Below are 24,730 nucleotides of genomic sequence, written 5' to 3' on the forward strand. Positions count from 1 at the left end.
CGCCATGGGATTATTCGGACGCATACGCGGCATCATGAAGCGTCCCGAGCCTCCTATTGCCGAACGGAGCGTATTCGAAGCCGGCCCGGGCGACGTGTGCGAGGTGTCGATGGTTACTTACCAAGTGACCGGACGCACCTCGAATCAGCGCCGCAGGACCACGCTTCTTACGCTTCAGGACGGCTCGGACATTCGCTACCTGCTTGTCGAAGACCGCGAAGCCATCGCCTATTCTCTATATACCGCAATCGACGGGCGTCTCGATTCCTTCACGGAGGTGCCGATGACGCTCGAGCTCGACGGGCGCGTCTTCCATTTGGAAGAGCAATACGCGGACTACATCACGACCGTCGGCAAGACGCCGTTCCCAAGGCCCGGCGAGCAATCCGTCTGGCAGTACCAGTCCGATGACCGCAAGCTGATGCGCATCGAATGGCTGGACGGAAGGTTTATGCTCTACGAGGGCGAAGACATTCTTCCCGCGGACGCCCGATTCCTGTTCGGGGCCGGACGCGCGCAAGACTAAACGCAAGGACTGCTTGACTCGGATGAACGCCATCCGGTCAAGCAGTCCTTTTTATTTCGGAATCGTAACCCGTTTAAATAATCAAGCTGCTGATTGCAAAGGAGAAGCCCAGGTACACCGCGAACAGCATAATGCCAACCGCGACGTTCCCCTTCACGAGCTCATCCGCGATTCTGAATCTTGGCGTGAGAAGCTCGAACAGCCAGTAGGCCGCGATCAGACACACGTATCCGACCGCGAACCACAACGCCATGAACCAAATACTTGAATTCGTGTAAGCCGCGACGCCTAAGATAAGAGCCGTCGAGATGAACTTGCCGCCGAGCGCGATGCCGACGGCTACGTTCCCCTTCTTCAGCTCTTCCATATCCTTGAACGGCGTCATGAGACTGAAGACAAACATGCCAATCAATTGAAGAACGATAATTACGATAACGCTGACCACAATATTAATAACGACCGTCAATTCGCCCACCCCCGAAATTTCGCATACGCTTGATCATAATCCGCAAAATCGTGCACTTCCTCCAGATGAACGCTCACCGTCGACTGGCCGGACATCGTCTCGTACATGGCGTCGTCGATCGGCTGCTTGATCCGGTTGCCGGTAGGCAGCTCCACCACCGCGAAATTGCGCGTCTCGCCTTTGTACGACGTTTTGTACACGCCGACGAGATCCGCTTCGGTCGTAAGCCGAACCTTCAGCTGCTCGAGATCCTTCTGCGCGTCGGTCTCTTTCTTGTAAGTTTTAAGCGTTCTCCATGCGGAGAGCCGGACCTCGTTGCGCTGATCGGCGTCCGTCACCATCTCGGCGTCCATGAACTGGAGCACGTATACCTTGTTGCCCGTCGCATAGTTGTTATCGTTCGGCAGAAGCGTATTGTCGGGCAGGATCGTCATGTCGCTGCCGATCAGATCGCCGACCGTCCCGTCAATGATGCGGTAATCCCATGGCACTCTCGCAACGTCCATGGACGAACCCGAGCTCGTGCTGAACACGGAAGACGAATTCGAGCACGCCGTCAGCGCGAGCGCCAGCAGCAAGCCGAACACGACGGCCGCATAGGACCTTTTCTTATGTGTATGCATCTATTTCACTCCAATCGCGATAAAATGGCTGGCGTTCCCCGTAATCGGACCGCCGCCTCTGCCAAGCATGCCGCAAGGCTTCCCGTTAATGACGAACATGCCGGTCAGCAGATGCAGCTCCCCCTCCGCCGTTCCGATCCGGGCAAGCTCCGCCCGCTTCTGGTACATGGTCGGGAACAGCGTGCTCGTATCGAAGCCTTCGCTGTCTTCGATTTCGAGACCGCCGGAGGCGTCGAATAGACGCACGGAACCGCCTTCGCGCCCGAACATCGATTTGGACACGAAGCTGCCTTCGAATACCGCTTTGTTGTAAGCGGGAAGCATATATTGGCCAATGATGGCCCGTTCGTTCTCGTTATACAGCTGGCCAAGCTCGTACAGGCCCCATACAACCGCCAACAGACCTTTGGATTGCAGCAGGATGCTGTGCGGGCCGTTCCAGATAGAGAGCTCCCGCGTCTCAATCGAATACGCGAGCGCGTCTCCGCCTTCGTCGACGGCCATCCATTCCTTCGGATAGAGGGCGAACATGCTCCGAATGGAGCGGCCTTCCCCGTCCTTCAGCACGCCCTCGTCGACGTACAGCTCCAAGCAGTCCACGCATTTGACGTCCAGTCCGCTATGCCTGACCAGCGCTTCGATCGTGCCGGAGTCCTCGAGATGCTCGCCGTAATCGACGCATGCCGCCGTATCCGGCCGCTCGATCGACCAAGCCTCGGCTATCCGCTCTCTCATTGCGAGATTAGGAGATTCGAGACCAAGCTGGGCGCACATCCACGGCGTCGCGATAGAGGCTTCCACATAGCCCGTCGGCGTATCCGCGTTCAATTCCAGCAGCTTGATCGTTCCATCGTTATCGATGGCGAAGTCGAATCTAGCATATCGGCTGATGCTGCCTTCTTCCGGGAACGGCAGCTCGTCGAGCATCGTCCACAGCACGTCCGGAATGCCTATAAGCTCGTAAAACGCGTGATTCCCATGAATATAACGGGCCGCGCGGTCCAGCACCCGCCACAGTCCCTCCGACGCCCGAACCAATTCCTCGTACGTTTCCTTCTTCATGGCGACGGCCTGGTCGATCCAATAGTTCTCCTCCCCGATATCCGCCCATTTGAACCCCAGCTCAGCGAGCTCGGCTACGCGGCTCGCCCGGTCGGGAGACGGCTCCGATACCACCTCGAATACGCCGCTCATCCGCCGAAACCGCTGCTCTTGCTGCTGGAGCTCTTGGAGCCGGAGGAGCTAATGCTGCTGGAGGTCCCTCCGATGCTGCCGGGATTCGACGAGGTCGAGCGTCTTGTCACGGTACCCGTGGAGGAAGACGTCTTCGGCCTTACCGTCGAGCCGACCACCGCTTTGTTCTGGAACGTGTCGCTCGTGTAGGATGTCGCCGGCCTGTACGTCGTCTTCGTCTGATAGTAATATGCCGGTCTCTTCTTATAATAGCTGGACGAAGAATAGCTGGAGCCCGAGTTGAACAACAAATGATAGAGAAGCAGATCGTCCCAGCCGAAGCCCGTGCCGTAATGATGGACGACTGTCGTTCCTCCGCCGCCGGCGCTTTGATTCGCGGGCTCCTCTGTCGGAACCGGCTGAAGCAATGGAAGATTCCAATCCACGCCCGGGTCAAAATACTTCTTCACTTCCTCCGTCGACCAGGAGACGAGCTCGGGCTGCTCCTCCGTCGACGCTCCCCCGCTATTCGCCGATACGCCCGTGCTGAGCACCGCGTTCGCCAGAAGAGCTACGCCCAGCGAAGTGGACAATACGCGTAGCGGCCTGCCTTCAGGCGTTAACCATTTGGACGCCTGCTCCTTCGGTTGTTTTTTATCGTCATGCGTCAAGCTGCATTCCACCTTCCGAAAACCATTTTTAAGTGTGGATCGGCACAAGCAGAAGCTCTAATCGTCCAAGATCGACGTTGAGCCGTCCCTCTACCGTTTCGTACTCCCGATTTCCTACGACCAAATAATTGACATGCTCAAGCGCGGCCACCATGTTCATCGTCCACTCCCGTTCTTCGATGTGAATCAGGCCTCCGCTTGGGCTTTTCTCCATTAATACAACCTTCATGCCTTGTTCCACTTTGGTTCCCTTCCTCTCCGCTAGTCGACTGCTGATCAAATTTGATTATAACGTATTACGGCAATCTTGTGGCAGACGTTCCATACCCATGGGATTTTTTGTGAGGGGAAATCGGTTTAAAGGGGCAGCGAGACGTTTATTGGAGTTATATCGAATCATTGTAAAAAAACGCGTTACATGGGGGTGAGCCTATGTCTTATAAGGAGAAAAGAGGGTTCAAATGGCTGGTCACCTCCATTCTGATCCTGCTGTTTCTATACCTGCTTCGCCTAAATCATCAGTGGCTGCTGCCGCTTTGGAAGGCGCTGAACGCCGTCTTCGTTCCTCTGGCGATTACGGCCGTCTTCTATTATCTGCTCCGTCCTTTCGTCGACGGGCTGGAACGGCGAAAAGCGCCGCGAGGGATTGCGGTGCTGATCGTATTCGTCCTGGTCGGGCTGCTGCTAGCAGGCATAATCCTCACGGCGGGGCCGTTCATTCGGGACCAATTCGCCGAATTTGCGGCGCAGGTACCGGTCATGATCGACTTCGCCGCGGAGACGATCGAGTCGCTCCGCGACGGACACGAGACGCTGTCGCCGCCGATCCAGGAGGCGATTCCGAACGTCGGAAGCGAGCTCGCTTCGGAGTGGAACCGCTATGCGGGATCGATCGCGAACAGTCTGCTGCGCGTGGTCGAGTGGATCAGCAACGCCCTGCTCATCCTGAGTTTGGTGCCGTTCATTCTTTATTACGCGCTGAAGGATAGCGACAAGCTTACTCCGAAGCTGGCGCGGCTTGCGCCGGAACGATACCGGGACCGGATGCCCGCCCTTCTCGACGAGCTGGACGATACGCTCGCTTCCTACATCCGCGGCAAGCTGATCGTCTCCCTGCTCGTCGGCGTCATGCTGCTTGTCTGTTATTTGGCCATTGGCCTGGACTACGCGCTAGTGCTCGCATGCATCGGCATGTTCGCCAACATCATTCCGTTCTTCGGCCCGGTTATTGGAGCGGTTCCCGCCATGCTGGCCGCCCTGTTTCAAGATCCGGTCAAATCGCTCTACGTCCTTGCCTTAACCGTCATCGTCCAGCAGATCGAAGGGAACTTCATCTCGCCTCAGGTGATGGGACGCACGCTCGACATTCATCCCGTGACGGTCATTGTCCTTATTCTTGCCGCGGGCAGCGTCGGCGGCCTGCTCGGTATTCTGCTCGTCGTGCCTGCGTACGCCGCCGCGAAGGTCGTATTGAAGCATGCGACGGCGATGCGGCAGCAATCGGAAACGGCCCATGACCGCGGGCTTGAGGAGTGAGCCATACAGTACCGTCTTACTTGCTCGAATGCTGCTGACGGCGGGGCTGTAAGGCGTTTTTAGCGCCTTATTCGCTCGCATGCGACTAGCGGCGGGGCTGTAAGGCGTTATTAACGCCTTATTCATTCGAATGATGCTGGCGGCGGGGCTGTAAGGCGTTATTAACGCCTTATTCATTCGAATGCTGCTGGCGGCGGGGCTGCAAGGCGTTATTAACGCCTTATTCATTCGAATGCTGCTGGCAGCGGGGCTGTAAGGCGTTATTAACGCCTTATTCGCTCGAATGCTGCTGACAGCGGGGCTGCAAGGCGTTATTAACGCCTTATTCGCTCGAATGCTGCTGACAGCGGGGCTGTAAGGCGTTATTAACGCCTTATTCGCTCTCATGCGGCTGACGGCGGGGCTGTAAGGCGTTTTTAGCGCCTTATTCGCTCGCATGCGGCTGCTGGCGCTGCATTATTCTGCTATCTCACCTAGTACCTTTCACTTTTGGACCGTAGAATACTTCCTCCACCAATTGCCTGTCATCTACGGGGCGACTGGACTCCCCTTACTTCGGCCGGACTTGCACCGGCAAGCTCTCCCTAGCCTGGCCGGGTACGCAAAAAAAGCGGTACAGCAAAAACTCCTGTACCGCCTTACTCAACTAAACCGCCTTCTCCAAATTTGAGCTTCGTACAAAATACACCGCAAACGCCAAACAAAACGCCGCCAGAAAAGCAAACCCTCCGACGAGGTCCAGCTTGGAGGCAAAGTAGCCAAAGCCCGCCCCAACGACGATCAGCGCCGCGTTCAGAAGGAGCGACTGGAAGGAATCGATGGTCGCGCGCATCGCCGAGTCTATCCTGTGATGCAGGTAACCCGAAGCGAGAGGCTCTACGATTCCAGCGATCAAGCAGACCAGGAACAACGCGGCAATGCCGCTTATGTCCTTCGCCCAAGCCGCGTAAGCGTAGCCCGCCGCCGAGAGCAGCGTAACCGTGACGATGATCGTCCGGAGGCTTAATCTGTCCTTAAGCTTATAAGCCAGCAAATTGCCCGGCAACCGGATGACGAACAGCCCGGCGGAAAACAATCCGAACGCCGCTACCGGAATGTGCACCCTCTCCAGGTACAACTGCCAGAATTCATCGACATACGTGATGGCCGCGCCGATCGCCATGCCGGCCATCATGACGACGTACACGCTCGGATTCAGCCGGAAAAATCGGATCGACTCCGTCCAATAGGTCCGGAGCGGAATCGCTTGCTCCTCCTCATCCGCCGCTTGGAGCTTCGGTTCCTTCAGCAGCAGCGTCAGGACGGAGGCGACGATCATGCTGCCGAAGGACAGCCAGTAGTTGAATTCGAAGCCGAATTTCCCCGCCAGCAGGCTGCCGCTTAGCGCGGCCAACATCGTCGAGACGATATCGACGGCGTTCAAGCGGCCCAAATATTTTTCGAAGCGAGCTTCACTCTTGTCCTGCAGCAGAGAGTCATATAGGAGCGCGTTCTCCGCGCCGCTTGCAGCCGAGCTCCCGATCGCCGCGAGAAAGACGACCAGGGCGAAATGCCAAAACTCCGTCGAGAAGATCAGGATCAAAAACTCGAGACAGCCGAGACACGCGGACAAGACGATCATCCGCTTCCTGCCCCACTTGTCGGCGATGATCCCGGTCGGCACCTCGAGAAGCACGATGGTCACGGCGAACAAAATCTCCGTCATAACGACCATCGGGATGGTCATGCCTCTCTCTTCCCAGAACAGCCTCTCGATCACGTAGGCCGGAATGAGATTGTAAAAAAATCGTATTGCATACAGCTTCCAAAGGTTAGGCATGCTTATTCATTGGCTCCTCTCGATTGGATCGTAACTATCTACGATGTTCAATCGAGTTGCTTGGCGGGGCACGGGATGGCGCTAACGATTAGCAAGGGGGTCTGGTTACAGGCATGGGGGCTCTCCTTTCCTTGGTCAACGACTTTCAGCTCGTTGTATATGTAAAAATATGATCGCCGATCGAAATAAATTGGACCGTTTGATTGGTATTATCAAAAAATGAAAATGACAACACATAATCCGAGGATCCCTTGATTTCCCATGGAAGGATGCTTGGGACTTTTTTCAGCTCGCTGTTTTTGCTTTGGAGAATGTAAGCAGCACCCTCGCCGTCTTCATCCCCCACAGCATTCCCATATTTCCGATATACGTGATCCTTCGCAAATCCAATACCGATATCTCTATTCGTCCGATATCGATTCGTCTCGTTATTATCAGCCGAAACAACCATACCGACCACTTGATTGTCCCGATAAAAGATCTGCAGTCCGTCATAATTGTGCAGCCCAACCATATTAATGTCCGGCTCGGCAGACAGCTTGCTCTCCACTTCCTCCTTGGACATTCCAAGCGTAATGACGGTTCCCGTCAATTCGTCCTTAATGCTTAAATCCTCCATTGAAAATTCGCCGGGATCGTCGCTAATGCGTATCGTCTCCGTCAGTTCGTCCCAGCCGACCTCTTTCCCCAGCGCTTCTCCGACGAACCGAATCGGAACATAGGTCGTGCCTTTGTAGATGAAGCCCTCCTTGTCCGGCTCGGGAAGCTGTGATTCCCCATTGAATATGTATTTCAAGTCTTTGAAAAATACATCAATCTGCGTCGAGCCTACGGCCGCATAAGCGGTCGCAGCGCCGAACAGCGCACAGCAAACAAATCCGAGCGCAAACGATTTAATCTGAAAACGCATGGTTCCCCTCCACCCGTTCTACCTAGTTGCTTGAAATCCCTACCTAGGCTACATCAGCAGCTCCAGCCACTGTTCCTTCGTAATCGCGCCAAAATAATACGCGAGGTCGAGGGAGTCCGTCAGCTCGCGAAGCGCCGCCGCGTCGTACCGCGTGCCCGCGAGCTGCGCCGCGACCTCCGCGCTGTCGCCCCGGCCGAAGTAATCGCCGAAGATCGCGGCTTCCGTAATGACGCCTTCTTCCACCTGCAGGCGCACGTCGAACGTGCCGACCCCTTCGATCCGCCGCTTCTGCTGCACGTTGAAGGCCGGCGAGCGCCCGTAATTCCACTCCCAGCTGCGATACCGCTCGTCCGCAAGCTTGCGGACATTGTCCCAATCCTGCTCGCTCAGCTCGTAGTAAGGAATGTCGTCGGCGCCGTCGAACAACGACCGCAGCAGCGCCTCGCGGAACTGCTCGATCGTCATCGGCTCCTTTAAGAATTCGGAAATGTTCGCCACGCGGCTCCGAATCGATTTCGTTGATTTCGAGACGTATTTCTCCGCGTTCACCTTAAGGGCGGATACGACGTTTTCGATTTCCGAATCGAACAGAAGCGTGCCGTGGCTGAACATTTTGCCCTTCGAGTGGAATTGGGCATTGCCCGAGATCTTGCGTTCGCCGACCTGCAGATCGTTCCGCCCCGTCAGCTCCGCGTCGACGCCCAGCTTGCGCAGCGCCTGGACGACCGGCTCGGTAAACTTCCGGAAATTGTGGAAGGAGCCGCCGTCATCCTTCATGATAAAGCTGAAGTTCAGGTTGCCGAGATCGTGATACACGGCTCCGCCGCCAGAAAGTCTGCGCACGACATGAAGATTGTTTTCCTTCACGTATTCCGCGTTGATTTCTTCGACGGTGTTTTGGTTTTTGCCAATGATGATGGACGGTTCGTTGATGTAGAAAAGCAAATAATCGTCTTCGCCCGGCAGGGAGCGAAGGATATATTCCTCAAGCGCCAGATTGAGCGCCGGATCGGTTATGCCCTGATTGCTGACGAATCGCATGCGGGTTCCTCCTTGTCATCGTACTTGGGAAGATTATACCTTTGCGGGCGGCGGTCGTTCAACTGCTTGGCATCGTTCGCGGGACAAGAGTACAATGGATAAAAAAACACGGGGAGTGAAGTTGATGGAATTTCGGAAGCTTGGAGATAGCGGTCTGAAAGTATCCGCGCTTGGTCTCGGCACGAACGCGTTCGGGAAGCGCGCGGATGAGAAAACGTCGATCGAGGTCATTCATGCCGCCATCGACGCGGGCATTACGTTCATCGATACGGCGAACATCTATGCGGGCACGGAATCGGAGCGCATAATCGGGGAGGCGCTCAGAGGAAGGCGACACGAGGTCGTGCTCACGACCAAAGCGGGACTGCCGCGCGGGGCAGGGCCTTACGAGCGCGGCTCCTCGCGCCGTCACCTGATGGCCGAGCTGGATGCGAGCCTGAAGCGTCTTCAAACCGACTACGTCGATCTCTATCAGATCCATACATTCGATCCGGAGACGCCGCTCGAGGAGACGCTGCGTACGCTGGACGACATGGTGCGCGCAGGCAAAGTGCGCTATATCGGAGCATCCAACTATTACGCGTGGGAGCTCATGAAGGCGGTCGGCATCAGCGACCGGCTCGGGCTGAACCGGTACGTCTCTATGCAGACGAGCTACTCCCTGGCGGACCGTACGCCGGAGCGCGAACTGATACCGATGTGCCTGGATCAAGGGCTCGGCATCATCCCGTATTTCCCGCTGGCCGGCGGTATCTTGACCGGCAAGTACGCCGCGGCCGATGACGCTCCGTCCGGCTCGCGCGCGGATACCGATCCCGGCTTCCGCCGGTTCCTCGGCGACAAGACGATCGCTTTGTCTCGGCAGGTTAACGAGCTCGCCGGAGAGCTTGGAAGCACGGCCAGCGCCTTATCGCTCGCATGGCTGATGAAGCAGCCCGCCGTATCGACCGTGATCGTCGGCGCGACCCGCGCCGAGCAGGTGCAGGCGAATTTAGCCAGTGTCGAGCTGAAGCTGGACGACGCGGCGCTTGCGCGGCTTGATGAGATCAGCCGTCCCTTCCGTGAGGGCGAGCCTTTTGCGATTTATCGGTTGAGTTAAAGATGCAAAAAGTGCAGCAACTCCGCTCGAACGATGACGTCCGGCGAAATTGCTGCACTTCCTTCTGGAATTTGGCGGGCTATGAGCCAATTAGAGCTGATTAGTGAGCAGATGCTGCACGTTCTGCAGCGCCGTTTGAAAACGGAAATCCTGCAGGTTCGCAGCATTTCCGAGCGCGCGCCTGCGAGTTTCCTCGGCATGTTGAGCGCGTTGTTAGATTAGAGTCCATCCATCACGCCCGTCCGCCGCCTCGCCTATGCTTCGTCCGCCGGGAACTTCAGCCCGATCTGCCTTCTCGCTTCGTCGATGATTTCCATCGTGATGAGGGACACCTCGTGCGAGTTTGTCGGCGATTCGCGAAGACCCTTGTTCAGCAGGCCGATAAACTCTTCGGCCTCGTAATACATGTTCTCCTCGATCGTTGGACGGGACAAGTCCTCGGCGCTGCCGTCGCGCAGGCGCAGCTCGATGCTGGAAGGCTCGCTGATCCGGTCGATGAACAGATTGCCCAGCTCGCCCTGAATTTCGTTCGGGACAAACGAATTCGTAATTTTGGAATGCATCAGCACCGCGTCCATGTTGTCGTAGCCCAGCAGCAGGCTGCCTTCGCCGTCGACGCCGGATTCCAGCATGTAGCCTTGCGCCTTCACGGAGGTCGGTCTGCCGAACAGCGCCACCGCCGGATAGATGCAATAAATGCCGATGTCCATCAGCGATCCGTTGGACAGCTCCGGCTTGAACGCGTTCAGCACTTGGCCGGCCTTATATGCATCGTAACGCGAGGAGTATTGGCAGTAGCTCGCAAAATACCTTCTTACGGTCCCGATCCGCTCCAGATTGTCGCGGACCGCGGCGAATCCCGGCATAAGCGTCGACTTCACCGCTTGCATGAGCAGCGTGTTCGTTCGCTTGGCCGTCTCTATCATTTCCCTCATCTCGCGGGCATTGGAAGCGGCAGGCTTCTCGCACAGCACGTGAATGCCGTGATTCATCGCCGCGATCGAATACGGGGCATGCAAGCTGTTCGGGCTCGCGATATAGACCGCGTCGATCTCTCCGCTCGCGAACATCGCGTCCATATCCGTGAACCGATGGGGAATGTCGTGCTTGGCGGCGAATTCCGCGGCTTTCTCTTCCGTCCGGGAATAGACGGCCGTCGCGGCGAATTCCTTATGTTGTTTGGCGCCCACGAGGAAACGCTCCGTAATCCAGTTGGTGCCGATGATGCCGAATCTGATGGTTGTCATGGTGGTTGCTCCTTCTCTTTGACAAAGTAATTCTACTATATTATATTGGGCGAGAACGCTAGGCGCGATAGATTTGGAGGTAGAACAGTGGACACACTCATTTTGTTAATACCCGCTGGACTCATATGTATGGCGATACTGGTTCTGTTCTGGTCGCAATCCAAACCGAAGAAAGGCCTTTGGTTCGGCGTCACGCTCCCCGAAGAGGCGCTTGGCGACGAGCGGCTCGCGGCGCTGCGGAAGGAATTCCGCAAAGCTTATGTCTGGTACGGGCTTGGCATGCTTGTCTCGCTGGTGCCGCTGCTGGCTTTAAGCGATTACTTCTCTCTAGCTTACATTTATTTTTTTATCTGGCTCGCAGGCGTCCTATACACTTCCACAGTACCATTTAAACGCATCCACCACAAGGCGACGGTTCTCAAGCGGGATAACGGCTGGTTCGCGCGCGGGAAGCGGTACGTATCGGTCGAAAAAGAGATCGCGTTCATGTCCGGGCTGAAGCCCTGGTCGCCGTATTGGTTCATTGTGCCGGCGCTCATGTGCGTGCCGCTTCTGATTTTTTCCCTGCAGCACGGCCATCCGCTGCTTCGCTTGACCGGCGCGGCGGCGCTGCTCATGACAGGCGTCACGCTGCTGATCTCGCTCTCGTTCACCCATGGCAAACCGCGCGCTTACAGCCGGAACGCCGCTCCTAATCTCGCCATCCAGCAGGCCGCCAGAAGATATTGGTCGATGTTTTGGCTGACGCTGGCCATCTTCGAGGTTATGAATGCGACGATCGCCTACAATGTGCTGTCCGAAGGGACGATGATCGGTCTCGGCATGTGGCTCGGAGGGATAGCGATGGTGTCGCTCGTGCCGCTGTTCGGCATCTTCTATGTCCATCATCTCATCAAAGATCTGGAGTACCGGTACGGCGACACCGACGGCAAAGGCTATGAGTCCGATGACGACCAGCATTGGCGGCACGGACTCTATTACCACAATCCCGAGGATTCGTCCGTGTGGGTGATGAAGCGGATCGGCGGGGGCATGACCTTCAATCTCGCGACAAGAGCGGGCAAGGTGATGCACTACATCGTCTACGCGATCATCGCCGTAATCGTCATTCCGCTGACGGTCATTCTCGTGCGCGCCGACTCGGTGCCGCCGGAGCTGCTGGTCGACGACGAAGGCGTCGTGACGATCGAAAACTCCGAATATCCCTACAGCTTCGAAGTCGCCGACATTCGGGAGCTGTCGCTCGAGGACACCGTGCCGACCGGCTTCCGAACGAACGGGATGGCGACGTCCACCTATGCCCGAGGCAATTTCAAGCTGACTGAGCTGGACGAATCGGCCAAATTGTACGTGTTCAAAAAATCGCCTCCCTTCATCGTCATGAAGCTGGACGAGCTGTACATTGTCTACAACGATGAGGATCCTGAGAAGACGCGGGCTTTGTACGAGGAGCTTGCGGGCAGGACGGGACTGGCAGGCAAGTAGAGGAACAAAAGCGTTTCGTTAGGCTGACGGGTTAAGGTCAGCTGACGAAACGCTTTTTTTGAGTTGGCGAAGAACTGCAGCACGATTTTTTCTGCTTATCGCGGTCAGCGAGGGCTTGTCCGACTGACGGTCTAATCGTCATCGTCATCGTCATCGTCCGTAAGGAGGTCGCGCAGCATGCGGTCCGGGTGGTTCAGGAACTGCTTGGTGATCACGTAATGCTCCGTCTCTTCCCATGTCGTCGTGCGGATGCCGTCCGCCGTCAATTCGTAAATGATGGAGTCCGGGTACGCCATCAGAATCGGGGAGTGCGTGGCGATGATGAACTGCGAGTTATCCTGAATGAGGTCGTGCATGCGCGCGAGCAGCGCCAGCTGGCGCGACGGCGACAGCGCCGCCTCGGGCTCGTCCAGGATATAGAGGCCGTTCCCGCCGAAGCGGTGTAGGAACGTCGCGAAGAACGACTCGCCATGCGACTGCTGGTGGAGCGACTTGCCTCCGTAGGAGTCGATAAGCCTAGGCGAAGATGCCCCGTACGAGGACTCGCCGTCCAAAGCATCAATGTTCGTCGCCAGATTGTAATAGCTCTCCGCGCGGAAGAAGAACCCGTCCCTCGGCTTCCTCATCCCTTTGACCGGCTTCAAATATTGATGGAGCTCCGAATGAGTCGCCTCGGTCTGGAACGTGAAGTTGATCGTGCCTCCCTCCGCGTTGAACCCGAGCGCCACCGCCAGCGCCTCCATCAGCGTCGACTTGCCCGAGCCGTTCTCCCCGATCAGGTACGTCACCTTCGGATGAAAGCTCAGCTCGTCCAGCTCCCGCACCGCCTGCAGGTTGAAGGGGTACTGGCGGAAGGAAGGCACGCTGTCTCTCAGCAACGCCACTTTGCGCAAGTAGCCGCTAGATTCGTGTATGGACACCTTCAACCCTCCTCAAGTTTTGTGTAACGAAGTGGAACAAAACCGCTTCGGAAGCATTTGCTTTTGGCTCTTGGCTGCCCCTGCTTGCTTACTTGCCCAGCCACTTCTCCCCTTGCAGCTGCTTCCATACCGTCTTGTTGCTGTACCGCTTCTGCGAGCTGATGTCCTCGCCGAACCAGGACGGGGCCGCGAACGCATTCGCTTCTTCGAGCGAAGCGAACTCGACTTCAAGGACCGTCAGCTGAACCTGATCGTAGATATCGATCTCGATAGTTCGGCCGTACCAATCGGCCGTCACCCTGTTCTTCGTAAGCGGAGTGAAGCCGAATGCGGCGGCAACCTGCGAGTAGATGGATTCCGAAATCGCGTACTCAACTTCCTCGCGCACGAGCCCGTTGCCCCTCTTGAACGTATGCGTATAGCTCACGTCGCCCGTTGCCAAGTCCTCAATGCGGCGGATGCGAAGCTCCTCGTTATCGTCCATCGCTAGATACGTCTGCTCGATCCGCTGCTCCGATTTTACAGCCAGCTCGCCCGTCTCGATCAACGACTCCGGGTAGTGCTCCAGCAAAAACTTTCTTTCGATTTCCATCCCCACGATCAACCACTTCTCCTCGCGTATCGATTGTTCTTTCAACCTACCAAATTAAACGAAAGGATTCAACCTGCCCAGTAGTCCGTTCAGGCAAAAACGGATGCCGCCTGCTGGTTCAGCCTGCTATAATAGACAAATGATGAAAATCAAAGGAATGGAAATACGCCGCTTATCCCGCTCGGATGTCCCTCGGATTATTGCCCTCATGCTCGAGGTGATCTCCCGGCTGCCCTCTCAGGAGCTTTTTGCCATGGATGATGAGGCATACTTCCATGAACACGTCGAGGAAAAAGGCGAAATCTACGGAGCCTTTCGGCAAGGCGATTTAGTCGCCTATTCCGTGCTGGCCTTTCCGGGGAGGACCGACTCCAATCTCGGATTCGAATCCGGAGTACCCGATGGCGAGCTGCACCGGGTTGCCGTACTGGATTCGACGGTCGTTCATGAATCGGCGCGCGGCCTTGGGCTGCAGAGACTCTTCCACGAGCTGCGCGAGCAACGGGCCCGGGAGCGGCAATACCTGTACTTGTATTCTACGGTTCACCCCGAGAATTACCCCAGCATGAACAATTTGGAGCGCGCAGGCTTCTCCCTTCAATTTACCCGGCCCATGTACGGAGGAAAGATGAGGCATTGCTATTTTAAAAGACTGTTTTAAAAAGATCGTAGGGGGATCGAAATTTTTTCGAAATGACAAAAAAACAAATTTTGCTCGGCATCCTTGTTGCCTTAGCGGCAGCGGCCGTACTGGATTACGGATTCTTCTGGGTATGGGGGATGCTTCTTCTAGCGGAGCCCGCTCAGTTTAGCCAAGGCAATAATACGTTTGTGATCGTACATTATCAATGGAACTGGATTCAATATCTACTAGAAGCCGTTGCGGTCTTCGGACTCTTCGCGCTTATAGTCGGATTGCGGAAGCGCCGCAAGAAATAACCAATCCCCTCCTCCTTGCAACCTTATGAAGGGCACGTCCGTCTAGTGTTCGACTTCATATGACCAAGGAGAGAGACAGAAGCATGATGCACAACAACAAATGGTTACGAACGATCGCTGCCATCACCGTTGCGCTGTCCGTATTCGCGGCAGGCTGCAGCAGCAATAATGAAAACAACAGCGGCGCGGGCGGCAGCGAGCCGGCGGAGTCCGCCAGCCCTGCTCCAACCGAAACAGCCGACGCCGGATCGGATGCGTCGCCTAGTCCTTCCGCCGAAGCAAGCGCAAGCGCAGAGCCGTCTGCTGATGCGGCAGCAAGCGAAACGCCCGCCGCTTCGGAAGAGGCGGCAGTCGAGCCTACGGCCAAACCATCGGCCAAGCCTAGTGCCCAGCCGAGCGCCAAGCCGACGGCGAAGCCTTCCGTAAAGCCGACGGCAAAGCCAACCGCCAAACCATCAACCAAGCCAACGAACAAACCGGCAACCGCCGCGCCAAGCGCGAAGCCGACAGCCAAGCCGTCCGAGAAGCCGGCGGCGACGCCTGCGCCTTCGGCTGACGTCACGACGTCCGACATCGTAGACAAAATTTTGGCCGACGTCGAGCTGCCTATGACGATCGCCGTAACAGGCGAGCAAGTTGAGGATATGTATTATTTTAATCCTGACGATTACATCACGGAAGGCGTGTTCCGCCAAGCGATGATGAACGTCAAAGCGACCGAGCTCGTCATCGTGAAGCTGAAGGACGAGAAGCATTACGATGCCGTGAAGGAAGGTCTGACGAAGCGCGCCGAGGACATCATCGAGTCGTTCTCGACTTACCTGCCGGATCAGCACGAAGCCGCCAAAAACTATCAAATATTGCGCAGCGGCACCTACGTGCTTCTGTCCATCTCGGAAGATCAAGCAGCCATTAAGGCCGCGTTTGAAGCTTCACTTAAATAAAGCATGCAAAAAGGCTATTCCCCATCATGGTCCATCATGATAATCGGGAACAGCCTTTTTTATTTCCGATTCCGTCAAGCGCTATGCGCGACTTCCGCCGAACGCCGGGCATCCGCTGTGCGCCGGGTCCAGCGGATTATCGCATAAGTCAGAAGCGTGCACTCCGCCAAGGTCAGCGCGAACTGCAGGGCATGCTCGCTGAACGCCATCGCCCCCAGCTCCCACCCGAACAGGAAACGGTTTGCTTGCATGAACAAGATATGGGAGATATACGTAACGACGCTGAACAGGCTGAGCGTCCGATGGTAGATCGTCGCAAATCGGCTCCGGATTCGCAGAACGCCTCGGAACAACAGCAAAGTCAGCGGCAAAATCGAGAAGATGAGCTTGTATTCCGTTGTCCACTCCGAAACGGCAAGCAGCAGCCCCACCTCGGCCGCGGCCAAGGCCAGAGCGATTATCGTCCAGCGCCCCGCACGGAGAGCAAGGAACCATTCCTCGTAACGGGCCGCCAGCGCCCCCGCGAAAACGAACGTGAGGCCGAAGCCGATATGGTTCGTGATCGCGAGATCCGCGTAGTTCCAATGCTCCAGCCTAACACCCAGGAAGCCGTCCATCCCGCCCTCGAACACGAACCGGAGGCTGCCGGAGGTGAACTGGCAAAGCGAATATCCCGCAAGAATAAGCAGCGCCGCCACCCTCGCATTTCCCTTCCTGAGGAGCCAATACGAGGAGGCAATCCCGAATAACAGCGGCGGAATGAACCACAGATGCACATAGGGCCCGCTCACAAAAACCACCATAAACAATATTTTTCCCTGCAGGACGAGATTGCCGACCGTGAAGCCGCCGGAGACAAGCGCGGGAATGATGTGCTGCGCGGCGAACAGCAAGCAGAAACAGCCGTACAGTATTCCGATTCGCAGCATATAGCGCCGCACGTAAGCACCCGGACGTTCGGCATGGGTCCAGCCTTTGTAAGCTAGAAATCCTGCGATCGCATAGAAGCACGGCACGACAACCCGCGAGGCCAGAGCCGCGAACGAAGCCAGCTCGCTCGGCGTCTCGTTGGTCATGTAGGAGAAATACATGGCATGCGCGAACAAAACGAGCAGGGCGCCGGCGAATTTGAAAACCGTGATGCCCGGATAAAATTTACGCACTAGGCATGTCTCCTCAAATCGCCGAATTGTTGCAGCGCGAGCTTCCTCATCTCGGCGACGGATATTTTGCCGGTGGGAGACAGCGGAAGCTGCGGAAGAAACAGAAAATCCCGAGGCAGCTTAAAGGCCGATAACGAAGGCGCCAAGTCCGCCTTTAATCGCTCCGCCGTCAAGCCGCTCCCTCGCCTCGGCACGACGCAGGCGCAGATCTCCTCGCCGTACATGCCGTCCGGCACGCCGATGACGAACGCATCCTCCACGTCCCCATGCTGCATAATGACGGCTTCGATTTCGGTTGGCGAAATTTTTTCGCCTCCACGGGAGATGATCCGATGGATGCGGCCCGCGATCGTAAGCTCGCGCTTTTCGTTCAGCCAGCCAAGATCGCCGGACCGGTACCAGCCGTCCTCCGTGAACACCGGCCGTTCGGCGTCCGCGTTCGTATAACGCATGACCCGGTGGCCGCGAATGCAGATTTCCCCTTGCCCTCCCGCCGGCAGCTCTTCGCCCGTGACGGGGTCCACGACGCGGATCTCGACGCTGGATTCGACCTTCCCGGCTAGACTGGAGCTTTCTTTCATGAATTGGCCGTATTCGATCAGACCGCCAAGCAGGTTCGTCCGCTCGAATAACCGGAACAGCAGCGGGATCAGAACTCCCCTTAAATGCTCCTTGCGGATACATGTTCCGTTCGCGACGGCACCTGCCTCGGATGAACCATAGCTAACCGTGAAAAACTGCAAACGAAGCCCTCCCGTTACTTGCTCGAGAATGGCAGGGGTTACGGCAGCGGACGTAAACGCCGCGCCGAGCAGCGAAGTCAGATCATACCCGGACCGTTCGGGAGAGGACACCATTCGCTGCATCATGTAAGGGGTGCCGACCACGATTTTGCATCGCTCCGACTCGATCAACGACAGCGCTTCGATCGGATGGAAGCGGCTTAGCATGACCGTCGGCACTTTGATCGCTTTCAGATTAGTTAGTATCGTCCCGAAACCGCCCATATGGTACAGCGGCAGCAGGTTCAGCATCTTGAACGCCTGCATCACCCTGGCGCCTAGCGCATCCGCGGCCGCGCCGAACCAGCTCTTCGGCTTATCCTCGTCTTTGGCGGGAACAAAAAATGAAGCTGTCGTGCGCAGCACCGCTTTCGGGACGCCAAGCGTGCCGGAGGTAAACAGCAGAACTAGCGGATCTTGTCCCGTTACGTTCCGTAAAGCTTGGATCAGCTGATCGGACGGGGGGCGGGAAGCTGGCAGCTCCGAATAGGGCCGAAAGCCCTGCCGATCTCCGGCGGAGCCCCCAACGACATAAATGGCGGACGTCAGCCATTCCGCCTCGGGCCCATTCTCGTCGACAAGCTGTCGCAGCATCGACGGGTAATGCTGCCGATGACCGTCCACGCCGATGATCAGCATGGATGCCTCCGCTTCCTTCAAATAACCGGCGAGCTCGTCTTTCTTGGAATACGCGTTGATCGGGACGAGCACCGCGCCTACGCAGGCCGCGGCATACATGGCGACGATCAGCTCCATCCGTCCCGTCATCAGGAACGCGATTTTGTCGCCCTTCCGTATGCCTCGCTCCACCAGGCCTTGGGCGAGCGGCAGCACTTCTTGCCAAACCTTGCGCCACGTATACCTTTGGTCCCATTCCGGAAAGACGTAAGCCGTATGCCGGGGATAACGCCGCGCGCGCTCCTGAAGCAAATACGGGACCGAATCCGCCTGCAACCCTGTTAACCCATTCATTCTCTAACCCCCGAGAACCGTGTACAGAAGCTGGAATCCCTTCGTAAGAAGGAGCCCTGCTCCTTGAGCGTTCTTTATTAAATACTCCCCTCCTACTATATCACCGCATTTGTTCTTAATAAAGAACATTTTTACAGCAAGGATATCATCACTTCCAACTGTATAGCGAAAATAAAGTATTAGACTGGATATGTTGATTTAGCGAGTTTTTGAATCGAAGAATCGTCAGTCAGCTTCTGCAAAATAAGTTTTAAAGCAGCTTCCGAAGATTTTATCGGCTAAACGGAACTCACAGACCTTATCTGCCCTTAAAATCTCGTTTATGGTTTTCTAACGGAACCATAGGCCCTTATTCATTCGAATAGCCCTTGTCCATCACAATAATGGTGCAAATAGCAGCGCTCGGTTCCGTTAATAGATCCATATAGCCGAAAAATGGGGGAATAACGTCTGTGAGTTCCGTCTAGATCGGCATTCAGCGAACAATGGCATTCAAAGGGGACCGACTGCAGTAACGTTCCTTCGTTAGCTCAAATACTATTATTGTCTTTGAAATGAAAATGCTCGTGGTGTATACCATCCATACCGACCAATTCCCCTGTCTTTTTGTGGTAATAAGCAAAATTTCGATTAAGCGGAAGTTTGAGCAACTGGTAGTTCTTATCTTTTGGTAATGTATTAATTTCCTCCATAGCCTTTTCGCGTGTGGAATGTAAAGCGATAGGATAGAAATTCGGAAATCCTCCTGCACTTTCTGATACAAATATCCCCCATACCACTTTCAGAATTACTCACTCCCTTTTTTTTAGTCGCCTATTCTGATAGTTGTAATTAAGCAAATGCTGCACGATCGCTTAGTGCCACGGCGGCGGTCTGTTACTTTATCTTCTCAGTCTACAACATTATTTTTCAGTCTAATACTTTATTTTCTTTGAGCACCAGCACAAAAAACCGACGCCCTATAAGGCGCCGGACCCGTTTATTCATATACGACTCCCGCATGGAATTCCAGGACGTCGCGCAGCAGCATAAAAGCTTCTCCGTTCGTCAGAGCTTCCTGATCCGTCACGGCTTGCACCGTCTCTTCCTTCAGCCATCCGCGCCGCAGAAGCTCTCCCGTCGCTCTGCCTTTGTCGTACTCCGCTCCGGCCATGAAGCATAACGCGCCGGAGGCCTGCTCCAGGCTTACGACCCGGCTGCCGCTGCCGGTCTGCACCGCTTTTGCCGGGTTTTCGCCGAATTGATCCGGATACATAAGGAATAGCCGCAGCATCATATTCCGGAAGGATGCGGGGGACGCTTTGCCGTCCAGATCCCAACGATCGTTGTCGTAGCCGCCGATCGTCATGTTCATGCTGACGGCTGCCAGCAATCCTTTGTACGCTTTGTGATTCATATAAGACGGCTTCGGAAACGATCGGTACTTGAGGTCCACTCCCGCTTCCGCCAACCTGCTTCTCAGCTCCGCGACCGCTTCCTTCGAACGGGACAGCTCCCTGAAGCTCATGTCCCGTTCGATCGCCAGCTTCGCCGCGGCTCCCGCCGCCTGCCCCGTTGCCATGCCCAGCGGCACGACTCTCGCGCTCCCGTGGGGCAAGGAATCGAAGCTTGCCGAGCGGCCGACGACAAGTAGCCGATCGACCTCCAGCGGAACGAGCGAACGGAACGGCACGCCGTACTGCTGGGGCGACAGCATGATCGCGCCGGTATCCTGGCGATTCAGGCGCTGAATGTCGACATCGTAGGAGCCATAAGCGATCGCGTCCCAGAAGTCTCTATTTTCCATCACGTCGGCGATCGTCAGCCGATATTCGCCACGGATATGGCGGGATTCCCTGACATACAGCTCCGGCGCCGTTCCCGCGTACTCGAGCTGCGACAGCTCCTTGAAGTTCCGTTTCAGATAGTCGACGATTCTCGGCGCTTCCTTCTTCCCGATCTCCATGCCTTCCTCGAGCGATTGCCGGTCCAGCGGATCGATGCCGAACAGATGCATCGCATTGATCAGTAAAGTATCGTCGTTCTGCCGCCCGATGTTCAGACCGCGCAGCGCGACTTTATCCGGATTGCTTGACTCATACAGCTTGGCATCCGGGAAGCCCCAGGCGCTCATCTTATCGATGCCCGTGTCTTCGCGCTTGCCGAACGATTGCCAGATCTCATCGGTGACTCCGCTTAGCTTGAAGACCAGCGTAACAGCCATTCGCGCCTCGGGATTGCCAAGATCCTCCCTGCCTGTCGTATACGGCACGCCAGCGAGCGCCGCGATATCCCCATCCTGCGTAGCATCGATAACAGCATTCGCGCCGATCGTCCGCGTCACGCCCGACTCGTCGACGATTTCGAGGCCCGCAATTTCGGTTCCGTCCATGAACGGCTTCATCGACCGCGTTCGCATGAGCAAATCGATATCCGGTTCGGCCGACACCATTCGGTTCAGCGCGGAAGCCGCATGGACAACGTCGATGGAAGTACCCTCAAGCTGGTCGTACCATTCCTGGAAGACGCCTTTGTTCAGAAGCTCGCGGTCTGCGGAAGGCTTCCCGTCTTCCGTAGGCGCGAAATTCAGGTCGAAGGAGTTCAGCCAGCCCAGCGTAATAAGTCCGCCGAGACGATCGCGGTCCTTGCCGTCCGTCAATAATACGCTTAGCCCGCTCCTCGCCGCCGACAATGCGGCCGCCACGCCTTCCGGATCCGTACCGGCCACGATGACGTCGTAATGCTCCTTCGGTTCTCCCGTCGAAACGGCTTCCGGCTGGGACGGCGGCTCCGTATTCGCGAATAAACCGATTCTGTCCCGCCAAGCCCAGAGAAGAACGCTCGCCAGCACAAGGACGGCAGCCAGTATGGCGAATGACGTTTTCCGTTTGCTCAATGTCAGACGATACACCTCCCCATCCTGTTTCCATGAGGAATAGTATCCGACAATTATCCAATTTTATCTTCGATTTCCATTGGTAATAATAAGAAACGTATTCAAATATCCAGCGGATCCTGAATATGGAGTCCGTTATACGGCTTCATCGGATCCTCGTCGGCCTCTTCCACGCTTTCCGCATATTCCGTAGTAAGCGCGCCGAAATCATGGAAGATCCATTCATATCCGTTATACTTCAGAACGGCCTCGAGATGCGCGGCCCAGCCAACGGCATAAAAAAGGTTGAAGGTGAACGTCACTCGGATATTGCCGTGTTCATCGAACCTCGCGTTGATGGGCTCCCATGGGAACGCCCTGGACGGATTGCCTGCCTTGGCTTGTTCTTCGAAATCCTTAAGCAGCCGCTGGAAGCCCGGGTTACGCCAAGCTTGCTCGGTAAATAAACCGCGGAGCCGCTCTTCGTTCATCGGTCCATCCGGCATGCCGAATTCGGACAATCCGAGCGCTTGCGCAAGCCAGAGCGAATACGGACCGACGATTCCCTTGAGACCTTCCGATTCCTCCGTCCTGTCTTTGGCAGCGGTCAGAGTTAGCTGCTTCCGATCCATATCCGGCGTCCAGCTCAGCTCATAGAAGCGTTCGCCGGCATAGCCGTGGGCGACCATTCGGCCATGCTCCGCTTGAATGGGAATTTGGTCAAAAAATCCGATCGCATCCGCATCCTGAGCGCCTGATGCCGTCGCATAGCGGAATGTTAACGGGAAGGCCTCGCCTTGCTCGGTAATCATGTAAGCGAAGGTCCGTTTGACGCCGCCGTCATAGCCCAAGCTGAATTCGAATTGTTCCGGCTGATACATAAGAACGTCATAGCCTTCGAACGGGAGAACCCGGATATCCGCGATCTGATCCGCTTGCTCCAGCTCGAGATGCTCCAGCTTCGGGAGCTCGGTCATTTTCCCCGACGGATTCACGTATTCGACGGCATAGCTGCCGTACAAGCGGAGGTTCCCTCCGCTAGGCACATGCTTCTCGCCGCCGACGGAACGAACGCGAAGCGTTCCGTACCGGCTTTTGCCTTCGGCTCGGATCGGCTTCTCATCAATCGTCTCCACGGTGCTGCTCGGCCCGTTCCACCAATCGCCGGACTCGGCCGGCTGCGCTAGCTCGGATGGAAGCATGGCAAGACCATCTTCATTGAGAGGTGCCGCCGCATCGGCGTGGCGATAAAGAATGCTGTGGCTTTCCTGCTCCTCCAAGACCAGCCAATCGCCCGCAACCGCTCGCAGATGATCCCTGCTCGCCACGATTTCAAGCCGCTTCCTCTGTTCATTCCACTGATAGATGATGGATAGGTCGCCGCTCCAGGCGTCGATGAACAGCCTGCCGTCCGCTCCCGTATACGCCCGACCGTACAAGCCTGGCTCCCAAATCCGCTTATTCTTCTCATCGAGGAGCACGGCGGCTTTCGAATAGAACGTCGCGCCTTCCTTCTGCAGGGGCAGCATTCGGGGCTCAGCCAACCGGGAAGCGTTCCTCTCATAGCGATATGCGCTCAGCTTGCCCGAGCGGATATCATATTCCTTGTATGTGATCCCTTCCTTGCTCCAATTCGGTTGCCGGTTCAATGCGGGCTTGTAAAACTCCAGCAGCAAACGATGCTCATCCAGCCAATTGTAGACGCTCATCCGTTCCTCCGAGCTGGACTTGAGCACCCTTATAAGCTTTCCGTCCCGGTCATAGAAGGCGATCGCTTCCGCCGCAACCGCATAGCCGGTATCGAAATATGTGGCTTTCTCGTTGCCCTTAGCCGCATACTCCAAGAAAAAGGAGGTCCCCTCAGGGTTCCATACGGGCCCCGGATCCGCCGCCGTCATGCCCTCCTCTGCGCCAAACACTCCTTGTGCGACCCCGCTCATCGTATCCGCCAGCATGAAATAGTTGCTTTGCGGGAAGCGATAGATGAATCGTTCCAAGTCCGGAGTCGGATACAGCATCGTGCGCGGAGGAGAGCTGCCGGGATCGCCGATCGCAGGGTAGGGCTGCCCCCCCTTACTCGTTACTTTGCGCGACTGCAGATCGATATGCCACATCTTGCCCAAGTAACTGGAGAGCATAGCTTTGGTTACTCGGCCTTTGTCATCGAACGCGTACTCCGAGCCCATCAGAAAATCTTCTTCGTGTTCTTCGCTGCCCATCGCAACCGTCCAGAATGAGGGAGTCGCGTAAACGCTGCCGGATTCTAAATCGAGGTACGAAACCATATGGTGCAGCGAATGATCCCTTACGGCACGCTGTACGAATAGGGCGGTGCGCTCGTCGATGATTTTCAATTGATGATGACCGGCATATAAATCGGTGTAATAATCATTATCGTCTTTGATAAACGAATAGAGAGGAAAGCTTCGGACTTCTCCCTGCTCCGGTCGCACCAGGACCAGATCGAAATAGATCGGCCCGGCTTCCGAATCGGACGAATAGTCGCGGGCGACCAAATGAACCGCGAAATCTCCGAACACATCCTCCTCCAGGACCATTGTGACGGTGTCTCCGGCATCTTCGAGAGTCAGACGAAAACTGCCGTCTGGGTTCTGAACTGCCGCCGCGATCAGAGCCGGAGCAGTCTCTGTCGGTTTAGGGCTCGCGGCCGGGATATCCGTCTGCCGGGCTTCCTCTGCCGACGTTCCGGCATCCAGCGTTTCCGTCGCTTGATCCTCGGCAGGCGTTTCCATCACCTTCTCGCGATTGAGCGCCGGCAGGGTCAGGAGCAATATAATCGCGATCGATAATCCGATCATTGCCGTTAATTGTTTGTACATGGCGCGATTCCCCTATCGAAAAAGAATGGCATTCCTGCCTAATAGACGCAATGGAGCAAAAAAAGTTACACATATTGCCATTCACAGCTTATTATTAGCCAAAAATTTCTACATTGCGGGACGAAGCT

The 24,730-nt window shown here is 56.1% G+C and carries 23 protein-coding genes; 8 read left to right on the forward strand and 15 right to left on the reverse strand.

Annotated elements, in window-relative coordinates; all coding sequences use genetic code 11:
- Positions 1-4 precede the first annotated feature (4 nt).
- Complete coding sequence (locus NQZ67_RS06345; protein WP_257443846.1) at positions 5-526, forward strand: DUF4178 domain-containing protein; 522 nt, start codon at positions 5-7, stop codon at positions 524-526.
- A gap of 73 nt (positions 527-599) precedes the next feature.
- On the opposite strand, the gene NQZ67_RS06350 is transcribed toward NQZ67_RS06345, so the two are convergent.
- The 5 genes from NQZ67_RS06350 to NQZ67_RS06370 are packed head-to-tail and all read right to left on the reverse strand — an operon-like array spanning position 600 to position 3,688.
- Entirely contained in the window at positions 600-992 is a 393-nt protein-coding gene (locus NQZ67_RS06350) for a DUF350 domain-containing protein (protein ID WP_257443848.1), read from the reverse strand.
- Positions 989-1,615, reverse strand: coding sequence for a hypothetical protein (locus tag NQZ67_RS06355; RefSeq protein ID WP_257443850.1), 627 nt, complete (start codon positions 1,613-1,615; stop codon positions 989-991). The genes NQZ67_RS06350 and NQZ67_RS06355 overlap by 4 nt, the downstream gene beginning before the upstream one ends.
- On the reverse strand, positions 1,616-2,809 hold the full coding sequence (locus NQZ67_RS06360; protein ID WP_257443852.1) for a glutathionylspermidine synthase family protein: 1,194 nt from the start codon (positions 2,807-2,809) through the stop codon (positions 1,616-1,618).
- Entirely contained in the window at positions 2,806-3,459 is a 654-nt protein-coding gene (locus tag NQZ67_RS06365; protein WP_257443855.1) for a hypothetical protein, read from the reverse strand. Before NQZ67_RS06365 ends, NQZ67_RS06360 begins: the two co-directional genes overlap by 4 nt.
- A gap of 28 nt (positions 3,460-3,487) precedes the next feature.
- A complete protein-coding gene (locus tag NQZ67_RS06370) occupies positions 3,488-3,688 on the reverse strand; it encodes a hypothetical protein (protein ID WP_257443856.1) in 201 nt (66 codons plus the stop codon).
- Between the two features lie 203 nt (positions 3,689-3,891).
- Here NQZ67_RS06370 and NQZ67_RS06375 point away from each other — a divergent pair, with 203 nt between their 5' ends.
- Complete coding sequence (locus NQZ67_RS06375; RefSeq protein ID WP_257443858.1) at positions 3,892-4,995, forward strand: AI-2E family transporter; 1,104 nt, start codon at positions 3,892-3,894, stop codon at positions 4,993-4,995.
- Between the two features lie 646 nt (positions 4,996-5,641).
- On the opposite strand, the gene NQZ67_RS06380 is transcribed toward NQZ67_RS06375, so the two are convergent.
- The 3 genes from NQZ67_RS06380 to lplA form a co-directional block, all read right to left on the reverse strand.
- On the reverse strand, positions 5,642-6,814 hold the full coding sequence (locus NQZ67_RS06380) for an MFS transporter (RefSeq protein ID WP_257443860.1): 1,173 nt from the start codon (positions 6,812-6,814) through the stop codon (positions 5,642-5,644).
- A 145-nt stretch (positions 6,815-6,959) separates the two neighbouring features.
- Entirely contained in the window at positions 6,960-7,724 is a 765-nt protein-coding gene (locus NQZ67_RS06385) for a stalk domain-containing protein (protein WP_257443865.1), read from the reverse strand.
- Positions 7,725-7,772: 48 nt separating this feature from the next.
- Positions 7,773-8,765 carry a lipoate--protein ligase gene (gene lplA / locus NQZ67_RS06390; RefSeq protein ID WP_257443866.1) on the reverse strand — a complete coding sequence of 331 codons (993 nt, stop codon included), beginning with the start codon at positions 8,763-8,765 and terminating at the stop codon, positions 7,773-7,775.
- A gap of 124 nt (positions 8,766-8,889) precedes the next feature.
- Between lplA and NQZ67_RS06395 the strand changes: the two genes are divergently transcribed.
- Both NQZ67_RS06395 and NQZ67_RS06400 read left to right on the forward strand, forming a co-directional pair.
- Positions 8,890-9,864 carry an aldo/keto reductase gene (locus tag NQZ67_RS06395; protein WP_257443868.1) on the forward strand — a complete coding sequence of 325 codons (975 nt, stop codon included), beginning with the start codon at positions 8,890-8,892 and terminating at the stop codon, positions 9,862-9,864.
- A gap of 81 nt (positions 9,865-9,945) precedes the next feature.
- Entirely contained in the window at positions 9,946-10,086 is a 141-nt protein-coding gene (locus NQZ67_RS06400; RefSeq protein ID WP_257443869.1) for a hypothetical protein, read from the forward strand.
- Between the two features lie 32 nt (positions 10,087-10,118).
- Here NQZ67_RS06400 and NQZ67_RS06405 read toward each other — a convergent pair whose 3' ends face one another.
- On the reverse strand, positions 10,119-11,111 hold the full coding sequence (locus tag NQZ67_RS06405) for a Gfo/Idh/MocA family protein (RefSeq protein WP_257443871.1): 993 nt from the start codon (positions 11,109-11,111) through the stop codon (positions 10,119-10,121).
- 129 nt (positions 11,112-11,240) lie between these two features.
- Here NQZ67_RS06405 and NQZ67_RS06410 point away from each other — a divergent pair, with 129 nt between their 5' ends.
- On the forward strand, positions 11,241-12,596 hold the full coding sequence (locus tag NQZ67_RS06410) for a DUF5808 domain-containing protein (protein WP_257443872.1): 1,356 nt from the start codon (positions 11,241-11,243) through the stop codon (positions 12,594-12,596).
- Positions 12,597-12,727: 131 nt separating this feature from the next.
- Here NQZ67_RS06410 and NQZ67_RS06415 read toward each other — a convergent pair whose 3' ends face one another.
- Together NQZ67_RS06415 and NQZ67_RS06420 are read right to left on the reverse strand one after the other, a co-directional pair.
- Positions 12,728-13,516, reverse strand: coding sequence for an AAA family ATPase (locus tag NQZ67_RS06415; protein WP_257443873.1), 789 nt, complete (start codon positions 13,514-13,516; stop codon positions 12,728-12,730).
- An 88-nt stretch (positions 13,517-13,604) separates the two neighbouring features.
- Complete coding sequence (locus tag NQZ67_RS06420; RefSeq protein WP_257443874.1) at positions 13,605-14,114, reverse strand: CYTH domain-containing protein; 510 nt, start codon at positions 14,112-14,114, stop codon at positions 13,605-13,607.
- 247 nt (positions 14,115-14,361) lie between these two features.
- On the opposite strand from NQZ67_RS06420, the gene NQZ67_RS06425 reads away from it, so the two are divergent.
- The 3 genes from NQZ67_RS06425 (at position 14,362) to NQZ67_RS30300 (ending at position 15,991) form a co-directional block, all read left to right on the forward strand.
- The gene (locus NQZ67_RS06425; protein ID WP_257443875.1) at positions 14,362-14,769 is read left to right on the forward strand and encodes a GNAT family N-acetyltransferase; all 408 of its coding nucleotides are present in this window, start codon (positions 14,362-14,364) and stop codon (positions 14,767-14,769) included.
- A 32-nt stretch (positions 14,770-14,801) separates the two neighbouring features.
- Entirely contained in the window at positions 14,802-15,047 is a 246-nt protein-coding gene (locus NQZ67_RS06430; RefSeq protein ID WP_257443877.1) for a hypothetical protein, read from the forward strand.
- A gap of 83 nt (positions 15,048-15,130) precedes the next feature.
- A complete protein-coding gene (locus NQZ67_RS30300; protein WP_306812728.1) occupies positions 15,131-15,991 on the forward strand; it encodes a DUF4358 domain-containing protein in 861 nt (286 codons plus the stop codon).
- 74 nt (positions 15,992-16,065) lie between these two features.
- On the opposite strand, the gene NQZ67_RS06445 is transcribed toward NQZ67_RS30300, so the two are convergent.
- From NQZ67_RS06445 to NQZ67_RS06460, 4 genes are all read right to left on the reverse strand, one after another.
- Positions 16,066-17,154 (reverse strand): acyltransferase family protein, encoded by a 1,089-nt coding sequence (locus NQZ67_RS06445; protein WP_257443878.1) that lies wholly within the window; start codon positions 17,152-17,154, stop codon positions 16,066-16,068.
- Entirely contained in the window at positions 17,154-18,908 is a 1,755-nt protein-coding gene (locus NQZ67_RS06450) for a class I adenylate-forming enzyme family protein (RefSeq protein ID WP_257443880.1), read from the reverse strand. The genes NQZ67_RS06445 and NQZ67_RS06450 overlap by 1 nt, the downstream gene beginning before the upstream one ends.
- A gap of 979 nt (positions 18,909-19,887) precedes the next feature.
- Positions 19,888-21,783: an FAD-dependent oxidoreductase gene (locus NQZ67_RS06455; protein ID WP_257443882.1), complete on the reverse strand. Its 1,896-nt coding sequence runs from the start codon at positions 21,781-21,783 to the stop codon at positions 19,888-19,890.
- 101 nt (positions 21,784-21,884) lie between these two features.
- Positions 21,885-24,602 carry a hypothetical protein gene (locus NQZ67_RS06460; RefSeq protein WP_257443884.1) on the reverse strand — a complete coding sequence of 906 codons (2,718 nt, stop codon included), beginning with the start codon at positions 24,600-24,602 and terminating at the stop codon, positions 21,885-21,887.
- Positions 24,603-24,730 lie beyond the last annotated feature (128 nt).

The sequence above is a fragment of the Paenibacillus soyae genome, assembly GCF_024623455.1.
GTDB lineage: Bacteria > Bacillota > Bacilli > Paenibacillales > Paenibacillaceae > Pristimantibacillus > Pristimantibacillus soyae.